Source organism: Aequorivita lipolytica (genome assembly GCF_007997135.1).
Lineage (GTDB): Bacteria > Bacteroidota > Bacteroidia > Flavobacteriales > Flavobacteriaceae > Aequorivita > Aequorivita lipolytica.
Genome location: NZ_VORU01000012.1, coordinates 22612 through 43371 on the forward strand (window position 1 = coordinate 22612; position 20760 = coordinate 43371).

Sequence of the window (20760 nt, forward strand, 5' to 3'; positions counted from 1 at the left end):
TCTATATTATTTTTTTAGCCAATTTCCTGAAAACTCACAATCTTGATAATCTTCATTAATGCTAATATAGGTATCTTTTATTTTTTCATTTTGCCACTTATTTATGACATTGATTTGTTTTTCACGCAACGCCAATTGCTTGATACGTTCGTAATCTTTGGCATAATCGGCTTTGTGCTCTTCGTATTTTTTTGTTACGGTAAGTATTTTTAAACTACTCTTTCCGGTTCGGTCCCTATCTGTGAAAATTTCCGAAACCTCGCCTTCTTTTAAATTATAAACTTGGGCACTGAGAGTAGGATCCATTTTGGTAAGATCAAACTTAGTATCAAAATTTACTGGATTTATTAATTGTCCTCCATTATTACGAGTTTCTTTGTCGTCTGAGAACTTGCGAGCTGCTTCTGCAAAAGTAGTTTCACCAGAGCTAACCTTCGTTTTTAAATCTTCAATCTCAGCTTGTGCGGCTTCTATTGATTTTTGAGAAACCTCAGGAAACATTAAGACGTGGCGTACATCTACTTCTTGCCCACGGATTTTTTCAACATAGAGAATGTGCCAGCCAAATTCAGTTTCAAAAGGTTCACTAACTTCACCTTCTAAAAGTGAAAAAGCCTGATCCTTAAACTCTTTTGCCCAAGGAGAATCTCTTGTCACGCCTGTGTAGAGACCTCCTTTGGAAGCCGAGCCAGGATCTTTAGAGTACAAAACTGCCTTAGTTGAAAAACTTGAGCCATTGTCTAAAACATCTGCACGCATTGCATTTAGTTTGTCAATAACCTCATCGATTGCTTTTTTGGTTACTTCGGGATCGATAACTAATTGGGCTATTTCTATTTCGGCACCAAAAACAGGACGTTCGTCTTCTGGGATTGAAAAGAAGAAGGTTCTTACCTCTTCAGGAGTTACTTCCACTTTTTCAATTACCTTTTGTTGCATTAAACTTGCTAGCTTTATACTTTTGTTTGCTTCAAAAAGATCTTTCCTAAGTGATGCAATATTATCCTTTCTATAGTATTCCGCTACTTTTTCCTCACTTCCCAATTCGCTTATCATATACTGCAATTGTTGTTCTATCATGCCATTAATTTCGGCATCAGGGACTAAAATACTATCCTGTTTCGCTTGGTGTGCGTACAATTTATCTTCCATCAATTTCCCCATCAACTGGCAGCGGGTAATATCTTCAATAGACATTCCTTGAGATTGCATTTCAACATAGGCTTTGTCAATATCGCTATCTAAAATAACGTATTCACCAACAACGGCACTCACGCCTTCAGCTTTGTATCTTTTAAAGGGTTTTAATGTGTCGCGCTTTACTGTTTGTTTTACAACCAACGAGTCATTACTTTTTGCAACTCCCGTGCTGTCTGGTTCCACAACTGTCTGAGCCTGCAGCATTGCGGTTGAAAATAGCAACATCAATAAAAATTTACTCATTTTTATAGATTTCAAAATTATTTGTTTCAATAGCATCTTTTGTAATATCTGTTTCTAGTTTTTTTATTAATTCAAGCTTTCTTTTGTTCAAAATTATTTGTTTCAAAGTAGGCTGAATGTATGAAAGTGGTGCTATATCAGTGGGATTGAGCACATTTTCAATTTTCACCAAATATACTCCTAATGAATCTTGCAGCTGTGTAAAATTGGATTTTTTTAACACTTGTTCGCTGTTGTCTCTTATAACGGGCAAATTAGATAGCAAAACCTCTTTTTTGACCCAAACGGAGTCATTAAAGTTGGAAGAAATAAATTGATAATCTTGGCTTTGTAATGACATTTGATCCTTTTCGTTATAGCGGTTCAGTTTATCGCGAACAGATGCAAGACCATCATAATTTACGGGAAGCTGCACGTAACGCAATTTTACAAGTAAATCTTTTAGTTTGAAGTTTTCTTTGTTATTTTCATAATAATCTTCGTATTCCTGTGTTGAGATTGCGCTGTCCAACTGTTTGCCAACAATTACATTTTTGTATGCTTCTGTGAGCAAATCATTTTTATATTCCTGCACAAGTCTGTTGTATTCATTTAGCTTGTCTGCAGAGATGTTAATTTTGGCTTGGTCAATAAGTAGTTGCTGCGTAGCCCAACGGTTTATATAATTGTTGATTATTAAGGTGCTGTCTTCAGCAGAAGTCTCTTCCGTTACTAATTTTTGCAAGTCTGCTTCGTATAAAAATGTATTGTTTACACGCGCTATGGCGTTTTCCTTTGTTTCGGTTTTAAAATAATCACATGAAACCAAAAAGACACTAAGCAAAATTATATGAAGAATCCTGTATATCACCTAAGCTCTTTTTTCACGCGTTTTAAGGCTTTCTTATTTACTTCAACTGTATATTTTGAGCGTAGACCCTCTATCCAGTTTTTTTCAAGCTCATTTTGATAGTCGCTCAATACTCTTCCTTTTACATCTTCCAAAGACTTTAGACCGGAAGGCAACATTTCTTTAATATTAACGACGACAAAAGAGTCGCTAATTTCGTAAATTCTTGATGCTCCGTTTTTCATCTCAAGGTTTTTTGGCAGTTTGTCATCGTCAACTTCAAAGAGACCTGGGGTAATAAAGACATTCACTTTATTTTCTGTATTGAGATCGGCTTTAATTTCTTCTGTAGTTTTGCCATCAGCAAGCATTTTTTGGATTTGCTGTGCCGTCATTTCTGAAGTAGCTGAGTATATATCCACGTTTACGCGTTCTTTCCATTGATACTTCTGTTTTGTTTTGTTGTAAAAATCTTTTAGACCTATAGAATCAATTTTTGCCTTTTCCCAGATATTTTCGTTCATCACATCAAAAATTAAAAGACCGTCACGGTATTCTGTAACTATTGCCGCGTAATCTTCGTTTTCATCTTCAAGTTCCATTTTGAAATAATCTTTTAAAATTTCTGTTTCAAATTCATCGTAAAAAGCTACTAGCAATGCTTCCTTTTGTTTAAAAGGTTTAGTGGTCTTTTGGCGTCCTGCTATAAATGTTGCAAATTCCGTAAAGGTGGCATCTTTATCACCAATGGTAAAAAGCACTTTATCATCTTCAGCAGGAACTGGATTTCTTGCCCAGCCTCTTCCTAATACGTCATCTGTAACGAAGGTGTCAAAATAAGGCAAATAGCTAACCTCTTTCTTGAAGCCATACTTGTCTTTAATTTTTTTATTTATTGCGTTGGTTACAACCTTGGAACGATCTCCTTCACCCGCTTTTTTCTCAAGTTCTTCTCTTTGGTCTTCAAAACTTTCCATTGGCAGTTTTTCGTCTAGACGTATTATGTGCCAACCAAAATCTGTTTTTACAGGCTTGCTCATTTCGCCAACCTTGTTGAGTCCATAAGCTGCATTCTCAAATTCTGTGGCGCGAAGATCACCCTTAGAGAATGGTTTCAGCTTGCCTCCCTGTATTGCGGAATTTTTATCATCAGAAAATTGCTGGGCAAGACTTTCAAAAGATTCTCCCTGTTTTGCCATGGTGAAAAGTTCATCGATACGCTGTTCCGGATCAAAATCGCGAGCTCCTTTTTTATCAGAGATCATAATATGTGATACTGAAATTTTTGGCATTTTTGCTCTTCTGTCATTCACCTTCACAATATGGTATCCAAATCGTGAGCGCACTATTTCTGAAATATCGTCCACCTTAGTGTTGTATGCTGCATTTTCAAAAGGATAAACCATGGAGAATACTGAAAAATAACCTAAGTTTCCTCCAGTTTCCTTGGCTCCAGGCTCTTCTGAATTAGTTTTTGCAAGTTGCGTAAAATCTTCGCCCTTCAATGCCTTTTCACGGATTGATTTAATTTTATTGTATGCTATCAAAGTATCTTGAGGCACAGCTTCATAATCTACAAGTATTAAAATGTGAGAGGCATCTATTTCCACTTTACCGCGCTCATAGGCTTCTCTGGCCAAAGTCTCTGTCACTTTGTTATCAAAAAGATAATTTCTGGAGAGTTGGTCACGATATCTTGAAAGTTCATTTTGATAGGAACGCTTATCCGCAAGACCTTGGGCTTGGGCTGCGGCTATCTTCAACTTGTAATCTATAAAAAGATTGAGATACCCGTCAATATCCTTTTGTGATTCGTCTTGTACCAAATTGAGGTTTTTCTTATAAACTCGCTTAAATTCATTCGCATAAACGGGACTGCCGTCTATGGTCATTAAGACTTCTTTTTTGTTTTGAGAAAAAACAGTTGTGGCGCTCAAAAAGGCCAAAATGAATACGGAAATAAAATTTTTCATCATTTGTTGAATATTTATTTTTATTGAAGCGACCCACCTATGCTAAAGCTTTTGGTGGACAAAGGTGCAAAAATAGCAAAAAGCTACGGTAACACACATCAGAAAAGCAAACGAATTTTATATAATTATAGTGTTTTACCATCTCAAAAGTATTCCTGAAAACCCGTAACTTGCAAAAGTTTTTCAAATGAAGAAAATCACCTCGCTTTTTGCGAGTCTATTTTCTTCAGAATAATATATAAATGGCTGAAAGAGTAAAACTTATATGGGATTTTCGAGGTCCAAACGCACAACATATTGCCGAACACCACGCAAAACATCTCGATGAATTTGCCGAAACGGAAACATTGCAGCACAGTTTTACAGGGCACGAACAAATTACCCCCATGCACCATATAGCCTTTATGGTTGTTGAAAAAACCTTGATGAATACCTTGCGGGAAACCCTAAAACCAACGCGCGGCCAAATGTATGATGACTAATTTTTTTATAAATCCTGAAAATAACTGTCTATTTATTTGCGATATTTATAGTAATATTGCCCTCTGAATATTTAAAACTAATAACATGAAACTTTTAAAAATTGTAGTATTCTTTATAGGTCTTTCAACCTTCGCACAAGGAAAAGTGGGCGCAGTGGATGTTGATTACATTCTGTCAAAAATGCCCGAAATGGAAGCCATAAATACTCAAGTGCAAACCTATGGAAAGCAATTGGACATTGACCTAAACAAAAAAATAGACGAATACAAAATACTTGTAGAAGCCTATAAAACTGGCGAGGCTACTTTTACCCCAGAACAAAAAAAGACAAAGCAGAATGAACTAATAACCTCAGAAGCCGACATCCAAAAATTTCAGCAAAACGGCGCCAAGCTTATGGACATTAAACAACAGGAATCCTTAAAGCCTCTCTACAAAAAAATTGGTGAAGCACTGGACAAAGTAGCTAAAGAACAAGGCTATACTCAAGTAATGCAGACCAATCAAGATTTAGTTTACCTTGACCCAAATTATGATCTTACCACCCCAGTCCTTACTGAATTAGGCATTACAATTACGGCCGATGAAGAAGGGAAATAATACACAGCTTAGTTTATAGAATAAAACGTGGGGCTTTTGAAGTCTCACGTTTTTTTATCCTTCTATTTATCAAAAAACTTTATTTGAAGTAATTCAAAAAATTTACTTATGAACCTCAATAAAAATTTTGCCCAAAAAAATGATGGGTATTATGAAGAAGAGAATATAAAAAATATCTTTTCAATTCTAGGCAGAATGGTCTATCAGCCCAAAAAAGCCAAATTCTTGATTAATGGTTCTAAAATATCCATGAATCTCGATGAAGTGGGTGGCGCAATTCCCACTGCGGAACCTTATAGAATCACGCTTCATTTAAGTAGAAATAACTTGGAAAGTATAGAAATATATCCAGTCACTTTTTTAGAAAAAATAATTCGAAAGCTATTTCCCTCCAAAAATAAGAAGTTGAAAAATAAGTTTATATTTCAGGGAAGTGAAAAATTTATCGAACAATTAGTGAAAGAAAAATCACTGCTGGAAAATCTTCAGAAACAAAAGGTTTATATCCGTATCCCGAAGAAAAACACTTCAAAAATAATATTGACTCCACCCCACGGAATTGAAGATGAAGCACAGCTTGAAAGATTTATCGAAATCTTACAATGCATAGAGCAACAAATTAAGACCAAAGATGTCTCAAGAAATTATTGAACAAATAAAAAATAATCCTTTTGGGGAAATAGATGAATCTATTTTCATAGACAATCAGGAGTATCAAATTACCTATCAATGGAAAAGGAGAATCAGTATTAGCATTCGCCGTAAACAATCATTGATAACTGATACAGCTGTTTTCGAAATTAGAAAATTACCAATAATGAGTATGATTGTTCGTTCTCCGCAATACAGTTTACGCGGAGAGAAAACCGAACTGACAGAGAAATTACTTTTAAATCAATATACGCGTGCGCTTCTTTACTTTCCAACTTCAAAAATTAGTTGTCAGAACCATCAAATTTCATACACCGCAAAATTGAGAAGAAAAGACAGTGACCAATTAGAGACCATAATTGAACACTTTAGAGCGTTGTTAACTACACTATGAAAAGTTCAGCTTTTTTTAATTAAAAAAGCACTGGAAAAATCCAGTGCGTTTAAAGAAATATTTTTTGAACCTCTATCTACTATAATTAGGCGACTCCTTCGTAATAGTTACATCGTGCGGATGACTCTCCGTAATGCCTGAAAACGTTATTTTCACAAACTTTCCGTTCTCTTTCAGCGTCTCCACATCTTTCGCACCACAATAGCCCATTCCAGCGCGAAGTCCGCCAATAAACTGTGTCATGCTTTCCACCAAATCTCCTTTATAAGGCACACGACCCACAATTCCTTCGGGAACCAGTTTCTTAATATCGTCTTCCACGTCTTGAAAATATCGGTCTTTGGAACCATGCTTCATCGCTTCCACGGAACCCATTCCCCTATATGATTTAAATTTTCTTCCTTCGTAAATAATTGTTTCCCCAGGAGACTCTTTCGTTCCAGCTAATAACGAACCCAACATAACACAATCAGCCCCAGCAGCAATAGCTTTTGGAATATCTCCGGTATATCGAATTCCCCCATCAGCAATAACGGGAACACCGCTACCCTTTAAAGCAGCAGCAACTTCTAGCACCGCTGAAAACTGTGGAAAACCAACTCCTGCAACCACTCGGGTTGTGCAAATTGACCCAGGTCCAATTCCTACTTTAACAGCATCGGCACCAGCATCTACTAAATATTTTGCAGCTTCGGCAGTTGCAATATTACCCACCACAACATCTAAATCTGGGAATCTTTGCTTAACTTTTTGTAAAACTTCTACCACACCTTTTGTATGTCCATGGGCAGTGTCTATAATCACGGCGTCAACCTGTGCATTTACCAAGGCTTCTGCCCTTTCCACAGCATCTGGGGTTACACCAAGTGCGGCGGCAACACGAAGTCTTCCGTATTTGTCTTTATTGGCATTGGGTTTTTGGGTAAGCTTTGTAATATCCCTAAAAGTAATTAGTCCCAAAAGTTTTCCTTCATCGCTTACTACTGGAAGTTTTTCAATTTTATTCTGCTGAAGAATTATCTCGGCCTCCTTTAAAGAGGTGCCCTGAGCAACGGTAACTAAATTTTCCGAAGTCATAACTTCGCTCAGCGGACGTTTCAAATCCTTTTCAAAACGAAGATCACGGTTTGTAACAATTCCTATAAGTTTTCCAGCTTCATCAATAATGGGTATTCCACCAATGCTGTATTCACGCATTGTTTTTTGGGCATCGCCTACTGTGCTTCCCTTTTTTAAAGTTACAGGATCGATAATCATCCCGCTTTCGGCACGTTTCACTTTTCGTACTTCGGCGGCTTGGTCTTCAATGCTCATGTTTTTATGAAGCACTCCTATTCCACCTTCCCGCGCAATAGCAATAGCCATAGCGCTTTCGGTCACTGTATCCATCGCAGCGGAAACAATGGGAACGTTCAATGTAATATTCCGTGAAAATTTTGTGGCGATAGAAACGTCGCGTGGTAAAACTTCAGAATAGGCAGGCACTAATAGTACGTCATCGTAAGTAAGGCCTTCTCCAAGAATTTTATTATCGTGTGCAGTCATTGCAATTAAATTAACTTTCGAAGAACCGAAAGTGGTTAACTATTAATTGCGTGCAAATGTACATTTTTTAATTTTGAATTCAGAATAATGAATTATGAATTCTTTACAATTTCACCTGCAACGTAGCATACCAAGTCCTTGGTTGGCTAGGAAGGATTCCTGGGCCGGGATAACCTGTAGCTCGGCGGGTAAAATAGCTATTGTCCAAAACATTGTTTATTCCACTCTCAAGTTTGAAACGGCCAAAAGTGTACGACAGCGAAAGGTCTAATATATCATACGCAGGTATCTCGCCCACAATGCCGCTTTGGCTTTCAAAATCTCGTTCGCTATTTGTGGCATCCGTAAATTGCTTGCTCAAATATGTATATTGCAGACTTCCCAAAAAGTTTTTGTACCCAAAGCCAAGACCCGTTTTTAGGTTGATGGCGGGAATAAACTCTACCTTGTTTCCTTCCACATTATTTTCTTCGGAAGAAGTGTATTCGCTATCCGTAACTGCAAGATTTACGAAATAATTCATTCGGAAATTTCTATTTCCAGAAAAAGTTTCTAGTATGTTCCAATCTACAAAACTCTCCAATCCGTATGTAAAAGCATCGCCAATATTACCGCGGAAACGCTCCTCTTGAATATCGCTCACCTCGCGAACTATAACCCCCAACCTATCCTGATAACGTAAAAAGAAACCACCAACATCATATGAAACAAATTTGCCCAATCTTCCGCGAGCGCCTAAATCAAAAGTAAAACCCTGCTCATCTGTTATATTTGGATCCACCACCAAAGATGGATTGGTAATTCTGATATCGTTAAAGGTAACAGAGCGATAATTCTGACTTACATTCCCGTAAATCTCTACAGATTTCGCGGGTTTGTAACTTAAACCCACTCCCAATAATAGAAATGCACGGTCAAAATCGCGGTTGTCTGCAATGTCTTCATTCAAAATAGGATTGCCAGCAATGTCAAAATTTATCTTTTTGTATTCGCCTTCGCTTCGTGTTTTTATATATTCAAAACGGAAACCCGGCGTTACCGAGAATTTGGTTGAAAAATTAAAAATGCTTTCGCCAAAAGTAGCAAAATTTAGGTTTGGAAATTCAAAATCACTTTGACGTGGATAATTCGGAAATGCTTCGGAAGCAAAATTAAAATCTGCATCGTTTCCATTAGTCCCAGCACCTTGGCGCTCGTTGTTATTTGACTGATAATATTTCCCACCCAAAAGCAATACGTTTTCATTTCCGAATAAATTATAGTGCGTCAAAATTCTAGCTTCCGCACCCCAATTGTTGAAATTTCCTGAAATCAGTTCGCGTGGCGCATCTAAATCATCCTGCTGCGAAACCCTATTTTCTCGAAAACCAACCGATTTCCTGTAAGCATCCAAAGCAAAAAGATTCAAACTAAAATCGGTTTTTTCAGAAAAATTATGATCCAAACGAAGCGAATAAAGTTTCCAATCTACCTTAAACCAATTCCGCGTTCGGTTGCTGAAGGTTGGGTCTTCCTCAAACTGTTTATCTGTTAACCCTCCCGGTTGCTGGGCAAGGTAATGCAGATAACTCATTTCAAAAGCAAGCTTCGTTTTTTCTGAAAATTTATAATCTATATGGGCATAGGCGTTTTGTGAATCAAATTGCGAGTTTGGCCTAAAATCATCTCCCGTTTTAAAGTTGTAATATGCGTAATAGCCAAACTTACCAACGGTGCCACTTAGGCTATTAAAACTGTTGAAAAGCTCATAAGATCCCAAGGATTGTCGTGAAATCCATTCTATCTTTTTCTTTGTGTTGGGTTGCATCAGTTTAAAATTTATTAAACCGCCAAACTGTGTTCCATATTCAAGCGAAGCCGCACCGCGAACTACTTCAATCTCACTTATAGCATCTGCTGGCGGCGTGTAATAACTTTCGGGATAACCCAAAACATCTGCAGAAATATCATACCCATTTTGGCGCGTATTGAAGTTTGCAGTTCTGTTTGGATTCAAGCCACGACCGCCAATATTTAACTGCAATCCGCCATCGTTATTTTCATAAATATTTAAGCCAACTACCTGTGCATAAATCTGTCGCGCATTGTTTGTCGCCGTGTTTGTGGTAAGATTTTCCATCACCACTACTTCAGTCTTTTTTCCTGCGTAAATAGCCGTGCCTTCTACTTGTTTCAAATTTCTTAAAGCGAAAATCTCCTCTTTTCGTCTGGTTATAAGCACTTCGGAAAGCTGCTCTCCCAATAATTCCAGTTGAAATGAAATTGTTGTGTTTTCAGAAATAGTAAGTTGCTTTTTAAAAACTTCGTATTCCAAATTGTAAACTGCAAATTCATACGTTCCCGCAGGAATTTCAGTGAATTCATAATTTCCTTCGGCATCGCAAACTTTAGATTTTCCGAGGTCTAAAATATACACTTCTGCAAAAGCGATGGGAGCGTTTGTTTCTTTCGAAATCACTTTCCCCGAAACGGTAAATTGTGCAAAAGCTGAAAGATTCACACAAAAAAATAGTAGCACTAAAGCGTTTTTAAGCATTTTGAAAACAGTATTGTCCAGTTAAAAATTATATGATGTCCCTACGGGACATTTATTTACTTGTGTTTTTTTTTACCAATATTTTGCCCCGCTGGGGCAGAATGGCTTTAGACATTTTATGTGGGTAATAAAATAGATACCCATTGAAAGCTCAGTCCTGTAGGGACTTCATATAATCAAGTTTTACGTTTGATTTTACACTTATCGAAAAACAATGATTTAAAAAAATTTTAAAATAGTTTGACATTTTTTTGTCTTACAGCGAATCGGTCTTACGTCTTCACTAAAATCCTTTGATAGTATTGTTAAATGGTAAAATCCAATCTTTTCTTCGGAAGGATTCTTTCTCTTTCATTAAATCCACATTTGGGTTTATGTATGGTTGGCTCAATCTTCCATTCAGCGCTACATAACTTTCTGCGTACACAGCAACGTTTTTATGGCCTTGCGAAGCAAAATGATCCCCCAAATAATGTGCGTATTGCAATATAAAATCGGGCTGCGTGCTCATCTGCTTTTCTTGGAAAGGTGTTAAAAAATCGGTATTGTCCACTAAAAATTGTTCTCCGGTTTCTGTGTTTTTTATTTTGAATTGCGCATACCCAGCCTTCTCCATCAACATTACCCGCCACGAAAAACGATAGCCTTCCTCCGTCCAAAAAAGTTCGTTGGGATACGCCAAATAGCGCCACGGAAATAATAGTTGGATTACAAAAAACAAGGCCAGAATAGGTAAAACAAGGTTTCGTTTGAAGCGGTAAGTTTTCATTTGCGAAATAGCGACCATTTTCGAATAATCTATTCGCAATAACTTCGAAATAAAACGTATAATCCGTTGGTGAAAACCTGCTTCAAAAAAGATAAGCGAGCTGACAATCATTATAAACGGGAACATCCCAATAGGAAATAAAACGCGCGTCAACACGTGAAAAACAACCACTAATGCAAAAGCAAACCAACGCGTAGGTTTGTAAAGAAGTAAAAAAGGGATTGCCAAATCGTAAGCAGCGCCGCTCCAACTGAAGACGTAATGTAGCCATTGCTGTTGCATCAAATCTCCCAAAAAAGGAAGATCGTATTTTGAAGGAAGCCATATTTTTAAAGGCATTGCTTTGAAGAGCCAATCGCTGTTCAGCTTTGCCAAACCTGCGTAAAAATAAACGATGCCCAGCATTAACTTAATGCTGTCGATGGTCCATTTTGGAATTTCTCTAAATGCTTTGGAAGGATTTTTAAAAGCATCCACAGAAAAGTATGCATTCGCTGGTAAAAAAATCATTAAAAAACCTACGCAGCTTATAAAATAATAATGATTGAGGTAAGTGGATTTATCCATCAACTCAATGTAAGTGAAGCTCAAAAAGAAAATGATTATTGCCAAGCGGTATTTGTAACCCAAAGCAACGAAGAGCGAGGCAATCCCGCAGATCAAAAAAATCAGGTATGTATAATCTCCAATCGGTTTTACCCATTCAAAACCGTAATAGCTGAAGAAAAACTTTGGTTGAATGTATAATTTTTCAATCCAGCCATTTGCCCAAAAACGAACAATGCTTAAAAACATCATAAAACCAAAAAGAACACGAAAGACCGCGAGGGGCGCGGCCTGTGTGGTTCTGTTTAGATAATTGGATATTGATTTCGACATAATTTGAAAACTCGACGTAATTCAGAGAAAGGGATTAGGGATTAGGGATTAGGGATTAGGGATTAGTATAACGAATAGCATCCGTCATCCCGCTTCAGTCATCCAGCCATTTTTAATCCCCGTCTGCGTCTACGTAATCTATGCTTACGTCCAAAGCCTGAATCATATCAACTTTTAACAGTATAACGATGCGTTGTAACTCATCATAAGTTGCAAGCATTTTTGAGTTATCGGTTTCAACTTGTTGCGCTAGATTTCCATTTAATTCGTTCGCTTTAGTTTTTGCAACTTCAAATTGATTGTTGATTAAAGCGCTGAGATTTTCACCATTTTTTATGGTGTTTAAATAATCAAGATATGTTTTGAAGCTCTGTCCGGTGGAGTTTCCATCAAAACTTTTTCCGTTGAAAAAATCACGGCTAGCGTCAATGGCTTCCAGTAAAAGTTCTTTTGAAATGTCTTTTTTATAAAACGCCTCCACATTTTGCGGTAAAGTTCCGGTTGAAAAAACGCCTGCCGGAATACCTACTTTCCCAGCGCGAAGGGCTTTTTCAAAATAAAAAATATAATCGTTAGTAAGTTTATCCACAGCACCGGAAGCGGAAGAACTTGTGTTAGCCACAAAAGCATCGCGGTATCCGCCCGTCCAGCTTGTGAGCACTTCATTGCTTAAAGACGAAATAGTTTCAGATAAGGTTTGAAGATAATTTTTATAACCTTCCGCGTTACTGTTTGTAGTGTAAAAAGCTACAATTTCAGCATCTGTTTCCGCTAAACCATTCAACATATAATCTAGAGCCGGAAAGCCTTGTTTGTCAATTGTAGATGGTAATGAAAAATCATAAAGCCCACTGTCTATAAAACTTTCTATTTGAGCAGCGTTCGCGGGATACACGTTTAAACGATTTCTGAAACGCAACTCTTCGGCCTTTCCGATTTCAAACATAGAGACATTTTGGAATGAAATGTAAGCATCCTTCCAAACTGATCTAAGTGCTTGCAAATTAGCTTCTGTTGGATTTGCATTAAATTCCACAGTCTTTGCATTTAAAGAAATAGCTTTCGTATTAAAGCTGTCATACGCCGGAATTATAATATTGTCCGCCCAATTAACGAGCATTGCGCTACGGTCAAAAGTATCGGTTGCCTCTTGCGGACTTTCATTATCACTTGAACACGCAATAATTGATGCGGCCACTAAAAGCAGTAGAACTCCTAATTTTAAATGTTTCATATTAATTATTTATAAATCAAGACGAACCGACCTATATATTGCAAATCGGCTTGTCTTTAAATTCAATTATTTAATTGGTCGCGGCCTGCGCTACCGTAAAGTCAAATTTTGCCGCCATGGCTTCGGAAACTTCATCTAAAGTTTCAGGGGCAATATCCCAAAATCCGTTATCTGTTGAATTCAAAAGCATACTCAAAAGTGTATCAACTTCAGCTCTTGTGAAAAGTGGAGTAGCGTTTTCAGATTTTCTTGTGAAACGAAGGCTATACACAAAGCCATAAGCTTCGGACAATGCGTGAAATGCTCCTTCGCGATTGCCATCTGCGATTTTATTTTTTCCTGCTTGTAAATAATAAATACCACGAGCGGCAATTACTATTGAAACTTTTTCACGGATAATAGCGGCTTGTGCATCGCGAACTTCGTAATTTTTCGCAACAATGGCAGCACGACCTAATTTGAAAGCATCCCAAATATCTGCGGCTATTGTAGCAAAGTCTGCATTGTCATTAACACGACCTACATATTCATTCAAAAATTTATCATCTTCACCAATAGTTAAGTTTGGGTTTTCAGGATTTGCGGAAGTTCCATAAAGGTAACCGTACGCCTCATCCCATTTATGCTCCATGGTTGTGTATGGTTTGTTTGTTTCAGTAACACCATTATCGTTATTTTGGCGGTTTTCACTTTCATCAAGCACAGCCGCACTTAGATAATTATTCAGCATTTGGTCTGCCATTAAAGCTCCCAAAAGGCCTTTTGCAAAAGCTTGGTTATACTCTAAACCCTTTGCATTTACGTAACGTGTTTTGCTGCCATCAGCAATCTGTCCTGCTACTCCAGAAGTTGCTACAATCATTCTATTTGCGAAAACCTCATTGATTTGTGAAGAAATATAACCATCAAAAGTGGCTTTGATTTGTGTGCTTTCAGAGGCGTTTGCCGAGAAGTAATCGTAGGAAGCTGCACTTTTGCTTCTCAAGTTTTTATCTGAAGCGTTTAAATTTGCATCAGAAAAATCAATATCGCCCGCTTGGTGATTGAACATCGCCAATAATGAAGCTTCGGTTGTGTTATCAAAATCAGTAAAGGCATTTGAAGTTTCCCCCGCCATCAAAATTCGGCTTTTTTGACCAGAGAAATCAACAGTTGACTCACTGCCACGCATAAATTTATAGGTGGCTGGAGCTTCTACGGTATTTTGGACTATAGGTTGATCGTCATCAGACGAACATGATACAAAGAATAATGTTGCCACTAAACTTCCTGTGAGGAATAAATTTTTCATTAAATATTATTTAGACTGAATTAAAATAGATTGATTTTTCAGCAAAAATAATAGGGATTATGAAAACCCACAAGTTTATTTAGAATTAATTTAAATAGATTTCAAAATTTTAGTTTGAAGAAACCTCCAATTGGTGTTTGTACTGAAGTCTCGCAACACCTGCCCATTGCAAAAGAAGTTTTCTATCTTCTTCGGAAAGATTACCGTGGATAATTGCATAGGACTCTAAAGGCATTTCGCCATTTTCCACCATTTCAACAAGTTCTTCCAGCTTGTGCTCCTTCTTTTTCACTGTATAATTTTTCCAAGCAGATACGTTAAAATGTTCCTTTCCCTCTTCAATATGATCGGCCAACCATAGTGAAGCTGGTGCAATCTCTGCATACCACGGATATTGGGTTTGGTCGCTATGGCAATCGTAACAGCTCTCTTTTAATATAGAGGCTACTTTTACAGAAGGCTTGGTTTCTGCTTCAAATAATGCAACACTTTCGTAACCACCGTTATTTTTTTCTGGACGTATAAATTGAATTGCCACCAAAGCAACTAGTGCCAATACAAGAACTATTTTTATAACTTTATTCAAAATTTAATTTTTTTGCGAAGTTAAATAGAAAATAATTGCCTTTCGAATATCGGCAGCAGTTTCGGTTTCTGTCGGAGTATAAATTTTTATAATTTCTTTATTATCAGTAGTTAAAAAAGGGATGTCCAATCCTTTCAGCAAAAAGTCGCTAAAAGCTACACTATATGTTTTATTGTCACTAATTGCTTTACCGGCTGCTTGCCATTCGCCATCTTCACTTTGAGAAAATTTGTAGCGTTGAAGATATGCCCCTTCTCCACTTTGCGATTTTCCGTATTCCAGAACCTCCTTTAAAAGACTGCCCTTTAAATCTACCTTCAAAACACTACCTCCAAAGGGAAGTACTCTAAAAATATCGCTACTGGTAATATCGCCCACCAACCTATCGTCTATTCTTATTGAGCCGCCATTTACAAGAGCGCCATCAACTCTATCATTATAGGCGTAGGCCATAGAACGGGTTATCAGCTCGCCCATATTAGTTTGTTTGCTTCGGTTTGCGGTATCAGTTCCATCTAATGGCGATGAAGCACTGAAAATTACTTCGTCAGGTCTCTCAATTACTTCTTTTAGCTTTTCATCCAAAAGCTCTGTCCATTTGCTTACTACTCGCTCCACCTTAGCAGAGGATGCTATTTTATCTGTAACCATCATCAATTCAGAATTAACATGAAGGTACTTTGTCCGCAAATTGTAAATAAGGGTATGCACATAAACACTTTTTGCATTGGCATCTGCTTTTGCAATAATGGTTCTACCTTCCTTCTCGAGCATATTATAATGCTCGTGGCCACCCATTATTAAAGGAAGCGACCTTATACGACTGGCAATTTCTTTATCTTCTTCTATGGAAACGTGCGTAAGCCCAACTACAAAATCTGACTTTTGAATCGCCAAACCGTAGGCTCTTTCTGCATTTTCGTATATATCTCCGTAGGAAACATAATCTTTTGGATTGGAAGGAATGGTTACACCAAATACCCCAAATTTCATTTTATTGCCATCCGCATCAACAGCATTAAATGTTGAATAATCTGATGTGGGTACGGTAGAATATTCCCATTTGGTAGCAAAAGGCATAAGCCCCTTTACGGTTACATGGCGCACATTTGCCGTTGTCCAAGTGAAGTTTGACTCATTCAATCTTTTCTGAAGATCTTTTTCACTCAAATCGAATTCATGGTTTCCGAAGGTTACTAAATCAATATTCATAGCGTTTAGCACATCTATCATCTGTTTTCCATTAATGCGTTCGCCGTCTACTTTTAGCGTTCCTATTAAGGATGGATTTAAAAAATCGCCCGCCAGAAATAAAAATGTATTCGGAAATTGTTCTTTAATAGAATCGCGAATATGTGCTACACGCGCCAATCCCCCATATTCCCCGCCGTTTAAGGGAGCAATTTCATAGACATCGTTAATTTGAACAAATTTAATGGTAATAGCGCCTGCACCTTTTATTGGATCTTCCGGATAGAGTTGAAGAATTTCACAGCTCGTAAAAAAATAGCCCACAACAGCTAAAAGTAAAAAGTTTTTCATTTAATGGTATTTAGTAAAAATTTTAGTTGCTTCATTGTGCGCACTTTCAAAAGACATTGGGTTTATTCCGTTCGAAATCTTTTCAGTCGTAAAATAGCTGAGCATTTTTTCGGTAGGCATATTTCCCGTTAATTCATCTTTTGCCATAGGGCAACCACCAAAACCTTGAATGGCACCATCAAAACGGTAACAACCTGCCTTAAAGGCGGCGTCAACTTTTTCGTGCCAAGCGTGAGGAGTGGTGTGCAAATGCGCGCCGAATTCTATGTGGGGATATTTGGGGATCAAGTTAGTAAATAAATATGAAATAATCTCGGGTGTTGAGGAACCTACTGTATCGCTTAGCGAAAGTATCTTCACTCCCATGCCCGACAGTTTCTCCGTCCACTCACCTACTATCTCTTCATTCCACGGGTCACCATACGGATTTCCGAAGCCCATACTAAGGTAGGCAACTACTTCTTTATTATTTTTATCGGCAAGATTTAATATTTCCTGAAGTATTACCAAAGACTCTGAAATGGTCTTGTGCGTGTTCCGCATTTGGAAGTTTTCAGAAATTGAGAATGGATAGCCCAAATAATCAATTTCTAGATGTTTCACGGCATCTTCGGCGCCGCGCAAGTTTGCGATTATGGCTAGCAGCTTACTATTTGTAGCCGAAAGATCTAGTTTAGACAGTACTTCCGCAGTGTCCTGCATTTGGGGAATCGCCTTGGAAGAAACGAAACTTCCAAAATCAATAGTGTCAAAACCACAGCGCAAAAGCGATTGTATATACTTCACTTTTTGTTCCGTGGGAATCCATTCTCTGATGCCTTGCATAGCATCGCGTGGGCATTCTATAATTTTTACTTGCTGCATTGTTTCAAAGATAGTTTTTGAAATAGGAATTACGAAATTAGAAATGGGAAATATTTATGAAGTGAAATAGAAATGTGAAAAATTATGGCAAAACAATAAAAACAGCAATCCCAACAAAAACAAGTATTTGAAGCCATTTCAAAACAACACCCATACTTTTCCATTCTAAAATCAAAGATGAAATACGCCCTGCAGCAAATGCAATCGTGCTAAATGTAATAAAGGAAACAATCATAAAGGTGATTCCCAAAATATAAAATTGAAGTACAGTGTTTCCTTCTTTGTCCCAAAGGAAACCTGGGAAAAACGCCAAAAAGAAAATCATCACTTTGGGGTTTAACAAATTCATAACAACACCCGTTTTGAAAAGCTGTGTATATGTTTTTTTCGGAGCATTTTCAGCTATCGAAATATGCTCGTCACTTTTATAGACTTTGTACGCCAAATAAAGTAAATAGCAAGCGCCCAAAACTTTTATTCCGTAGAAAATTTCTTCTGAAGCAGTTATAATTGCAGAAACTCCAAATGCCAAAAGTGTAGTGTGAACTATACAGCCACTAATCAATCCAGCGGTAGTAGCAATGCCGCTTTTGGTGCCGTTTACCAAAGACTGCGTAAGCACATAAATATTGTCTGGCCCCGGAGAGATGGCTAAAGCAAGTGTTGCGACGGAAAATGAAATTAGGGTTTCAATCATTTCCGCTTTAAAATCGTCTTGTTTATTTGCTTAATCAAGTCCGGACCTTCGTAAATAAAACCTGTGTAAAGTTGCACAAGACTTGCGCCGGCATCCAGTTTTTCCAAAGCATCTTCTGCTGTATGGATACCACCAACGCCAATAATTGGAAACGCTTTATTGCTATTTTCCGAAAGAAAGCGAATAACTTCAGTAGCTCTTTTATTTAAGGGTTTTCCGCTCAAACCTCCCATTTCGCTTTTATTTGCGGAAGAAATTCCGTCTCGGGAAATAGTGGTGTTTGTTGCGATAACGCCATCAATTTTAGTTTCCGAAACAATTTCGACTATATCTAAAAGTTGTTCATCAGTTAAATCTGGAGCGATTTTCAGAAGAATCGGCTTGCGCTTTTCTTTTGAATTATTTCGATTTTGTAGTGTTTGCAACAAATCTGTTAACGGTTTCTTTTCCTGCAAGGCACGAAGATTTGGCGTGTTTGGCGAGCTTACGTTTACCACAAAATAATCTACATAATCAAAAAGTGCTTCAAAGCAAATTATGTAATCATTAACCGCTTCTTCATTGGGGGTGATTTTGTTTTTGCCTATGTTCCCGCCAATAAGAACTCGGTTTCCTCGGCTCCGCTCGGACACCGAATTTTGGTCGCCGAGCGGAGCCGAGGAGTTTTCCTTCAATCTTTCAACAGCTTCTTCTACGCCACCATTATTAAAACCCATTCGGTTTATGATTGCGGAATCTTCTTTTAAACGGAACAAGCGCGGTTTGTCATTCCCAGCTTGTGGTTTTGGGGTAACAGTTCCTATTTCAATAAAACCAAAGCCGAAATTTGAAAGCTCTTTATAAAGTTTCGCATCTTTATCAAAACCAGCGGCAAGTCCCACAGGATTTGGAAATTTCAGCCCAAAAAGTTCACGCTCCAGTTTTGGGTTTTCAATTTTATAAATACTTCGGAAAAGACTTCCGAAGCCAATTTTATGAAAAAACCGAATCAAAGAAAACGTGAAATGGTGAATTTTTTCGGGATCAAAACTGAAAAAGAGTGGACGGATTATGGTTTTGTACATGGTTGAAAAATGTTTGGCAAAAATACATTAAACTATGTATTTGTTATTTTGAATATGCTTTATTTTGCATAGTAAAAGAAAAATTATGATTGAAAAACAACACATTATTGAACGCTTTAAAAGTTATGTTACTATAGACACCGAGAGTGATCCAGATAGCGACACAACACCAAGCACCAAAAAACAATGGAATCTCGCAAATAAACTTGCTGAAGAACTAAAGCAAATAGGAATGGAAGATGTAAGCATAGACGAAAACGCTTACATAATGGCTACTTTGCCTTCAAACGTGAAACATCACGTTCCTGTGATTGGTTTTGTTTCACATTTTGATACTTCACCAGATTTTACGGGCGCTAACGTGAAACCTCAAATTATTGAGAACTACGATGGAAAAGATATTGTTCTAAATAAAGAAAAAGACATTATTCTTTCTCCAGATTATTTTGAAGATTTGTTGCTCTACAAAGGACAAACGCTAATAACAACGGACGGAACAACACTTTTGGGCGCTGATGACAAAGCTGGAATTACCGAAATAGTTTCCGCAATGGAATACCTAATTAAGCATCCCGAAATAAAGCACGGAAAAATCCGCGTAGGTTTCACACCCGATGAAGAAATTGGTCGCGGCGCACATAAGTTTGATGTTAAAAAATTTGGTGCAGACTGGGCCTATACAATGGATGGCAGTCAAGTGGGCGAACTTGAGTATGAAAACTTTAACGCAGCCGGCGCGGTGGTTACCGTAAAAGGAAAAATAGTACATCCCGGTTATGCAAAGGGAAAAATGGTAAACAGTATGTACATTGCTACAGACTACATAAACTCGCTACCAAGACTGGAAACCCCAGAGCATACTGAAGGACGCGAAGGATTTTTTCACCTTCACGGCATAAAAGGATCTGTGGACGAAACCAAAATCCAATACATTATCCGCGATCACGACCCAAAGCATTTTGAAGCTCGTAAAGAAATGATTCAACAATTAGCCGACGAACTGAACGAGCAATTTGAAATGGAGGTTATCACTGTTGAAATTAAAGACCAATACTTCAATATGCGCGAGAAGATTGAACCTGTAATGCACATTGTAAAAATCGCAAAACAAGCAATGGAGCAAGCTGGAATTGAACCATTGATAAAACCAATACGCGGTGGAACTGACGGTTCTCAATTAAGTTTTATGGGGCTTCCGTGTCCAAATATTTTTGCCGGTGGTCACAACTTTCACGGAAGATATGAGTATGTTCCCGTTGAAAGTATGCAAAAGGCGGTAGAAGTAATAGTGAATATAGCCCAAATAACTGCTCAGGATCTTTCAAAATTCAAAAAGGAAGAAGAGTAAATTATAAAAATAGGTTACAAAAAAACTCCCTC

At 37.6% G+C, this 20760-nt stretch carries 18 protein-coding genes; 5 read left to right on the forward strand and 13 right to left on the reverse strand.

Features of this window, described 5'->3' with window-relative positions:
* Positions 1-6: 6 nt before the first annotated feature.
* Genes ESV24_RS12635 through ESV24_RS12645 form a run of 3 tightly spaced genes read right to left on the reverse strand, consistent with a single transcriptional unit; the run spans position 7 to position 4248 of the window.
* Positions 7-1443, reverse strand: coding sequence for a peptidylprolyl isomerase (locus tag ESV24_RS12635; protein WP_235004048.1), 1437 nt, complete (start codon positions 1441-1443; stop codon positions 7-9).
* Positions 1436-2293, reverse strand: a complete 858-nt coding sequence (locus tag ESV24_RS12640; RefSeq protein ID WP_111816765.1) for a peptidyl-prolyl cis-trans isomerase — start codon at positions 2291-2293, stop codon at positions 1436-1438. Before ESV24_RS12640 ends, ESV24_RS12635 begins: the two co-directional genes overlap by 8 nt.
* Entirely contained in the window at positions 2290-4248 is a 1959-nt protein-coding gene (locus ESV24_RS12645) for a peptidylprolyl isomerase (RefSeq protein ID WP_111816764.1), read from the reverse strand. Before ESV24_RS12645 ends, ESV24_RS12640 begins: the two co-directional genes overlap by 4 nt.
* Before the next feature lie 239 nt (positions 4249-4487).
* Here ESV24_RS12645 and ESV24_RS12650 point away from each other — a divergent pair, with 239 nt between their 5' ends.
* The 4 genes from ESV24_RS12650 (at position 4488) to ESV24_RS12665 (ending at position 6373) form a co-directional block, all read left to right on the forward strand.
* Positions 4488-4727: a hypothetical protein gene (locus ESV24_RS12650; protein WP_111816763.1), complete on the forward strand. Its 240-nt coding sequence runs from the start codon at positions 4488-4490 to the stop codon at positions 4725-4727.
* Between the two features lie 85 nt (positions 4728-4812).
* Entirely contained in the window at positions 4813-5328 is a 516-nt protein-coding gene (locus tag ESV24_RS12655) for an OmpH/Skp family outer membrane protein (protein ID WP_111816762.1), read from the forward strand.
* 108 nt (positions 5329-5436) lie between these two features.
* Positions 5437-5979 (forward strand): hypothetical protein, encoded by a 543-nt coding sequence (locus ESV24_RS12660; RefSeq protein WP_111816761.1) that lies wholly within the window; start codon positions 5437-5439, stop codon positions 5977-5979.
* Complete coding sequence (locus ESV24_RS12665) at positions 5960-6373, forward strand: hypothetical protein (RefSeq protein WP_111816760.1); 414 nt, start codon at positions 5960-5962, stop codon at positions 6371-6373. The genes ESV24_RS12660 and ESV24_RS12665 overlap by 20 nt, the downstream gene beginning before the upstream one ends.
* A 72-nt stretch (positions 6374-6445) precedes the next feature.
* Here ESV24_RS12665 and guaB read toward each other — a convergent pair whose 3' ends face one another.
* The 10 genes from guaB to ESV24_RS12715 all read right to left on the reverse strand — a co-directional run bounded on the left by guaB (position 6446) and on the right by ESV24_RS12715 (position 19380).
* Entirely contained in the window at positions 6446-7918 is a 1473-nt protein-coding gene (gene guaB / locus ESV24_RS12670) for an IMP dehydrogenase (protein ID WP_111816759.1), read from the reverse strand.
* 103 nt (positions 7919-8021) lie between these two features.
* Positions 8022-10454 carry a TonB-dependent receptor gene (locus ESV24_RS12675; RefSeq protein ID WP_111816758.1) on the reverse strand — a complete coding sequence of 811 codons (2433 nt, stop codon included), beginning with the start codon at positions 10452-10454 and terminating at the stop codon, positions 8022-8024.
* A 283-nt stretch (positions 10455-10737) separates the two neighbouring features.
* Complete coding sequence (locus ESV24_RS12680; protein WP_111816757.1) at positions 10738-12102, reverse strand: HTTM domain-containing protein; 1365 nt, start codon at positions 12100-12102, stop codon at positions 10738-10740.
* 112 nt (positions 12103-12214) lie between these two features.
* Positions 12215-13336: an imelysin family protein gene (locus ESV24_RS12685; protein ID WP_111816756.1), complete on the reverse strand. Its 1122-nt coding sequence runs from the start codon at positions 13334-13336 to the stop codon at positions 12215-12217.
* A 70-nt stretch (positions 13337-13406) separates the two neighbouring features.
* Positions 13407-14627 carry a DUF4856 domain-containing protein gene (locus tag ESV24_RS12690; RefSeq protein WP_111816755.1) on the reverse strand — a complete coding sequence of 407 codons (1221 nt, stop codon included), beginning with the start codon at positions 14625-14627 and terminating at the stop codon, positions 13407-13409.
* A 109-nt stretch (positions 14628-14736) separates the two neighbouring features.
* Positions 14737-15213 (reverse strand): heme-binding domain-containing protein, encoded by a 477-nt coding sequence (locus ESV24_RS12695; protein WP_317046810.1) that lies wholly within the window; start codon positions 15211-15213, stop codon positions 14737-14739.
* A 3-nt stretch (positions 15214-15216) separates the two neighbouring features.
* Positions 15217-16755 carry a bifunctional metallophosphatase/5'-nucleotidase gene (locus tag ESV24_RS12700; protein WP_111816753.1) on the reverse strand — a complete coding sequence of 513 codons (1539 nt, stop codon included), beginning with the start codon at positions 16753-16755 and terminating at the stop codon, positions 15217-15219.
* The gene (locus ESV24_RS12705) at positions 16756-17619 is read right to left on the reverse strand and encodes a hydroxymethylglutaryl-CoA lyase (protein WP_111816752.1); all 864 of its coding nucleotides are present in this window, start codon (positions 17617-17619) and stop codon (positions 16756-16758) included.
* A gap of 82 nt (positions 17620-17701) precedes the next feature.
* Complete coding sequence (locus tag ESV24_RS12710; RefSeq protein ID WP_111816751.1) at positions 17702-18316, reverse strand: LysE family translocator; 615 nt, start codon at positions 18314-18316, stop codon at positions 17702-17704.
* A complete protein-coding gene (locus ESV24_RS12715; protein WP_111816750.1) occupies positions 18313-19380 on the reverse strand; it encodes a quinone-dependent dihydroorotate dehydrogenase in 1068 nt (355 codons plus the stop codon). Before ESV24_RS12715 ends, ESV24_RS12710 begins: the two co-directional genes overlap by 4 nt.
* Before the next feature lie 85 nt (positions 19381-19465).
* Between ESV24_RS12715 and pepT the strand changes: the two genes are divergently transcribed.
* Positions 19466-20728, forward strand: coding sequence for a peptidase T (gene pepT, locus ESV24_RS12720; protein ID WP_111816749.1), 1263 nt, complete (start codon positions 19466-19468; stop codon positions 20726-20728).
* Positions 20729-20760: the final 32 nt, after the last annotated feature.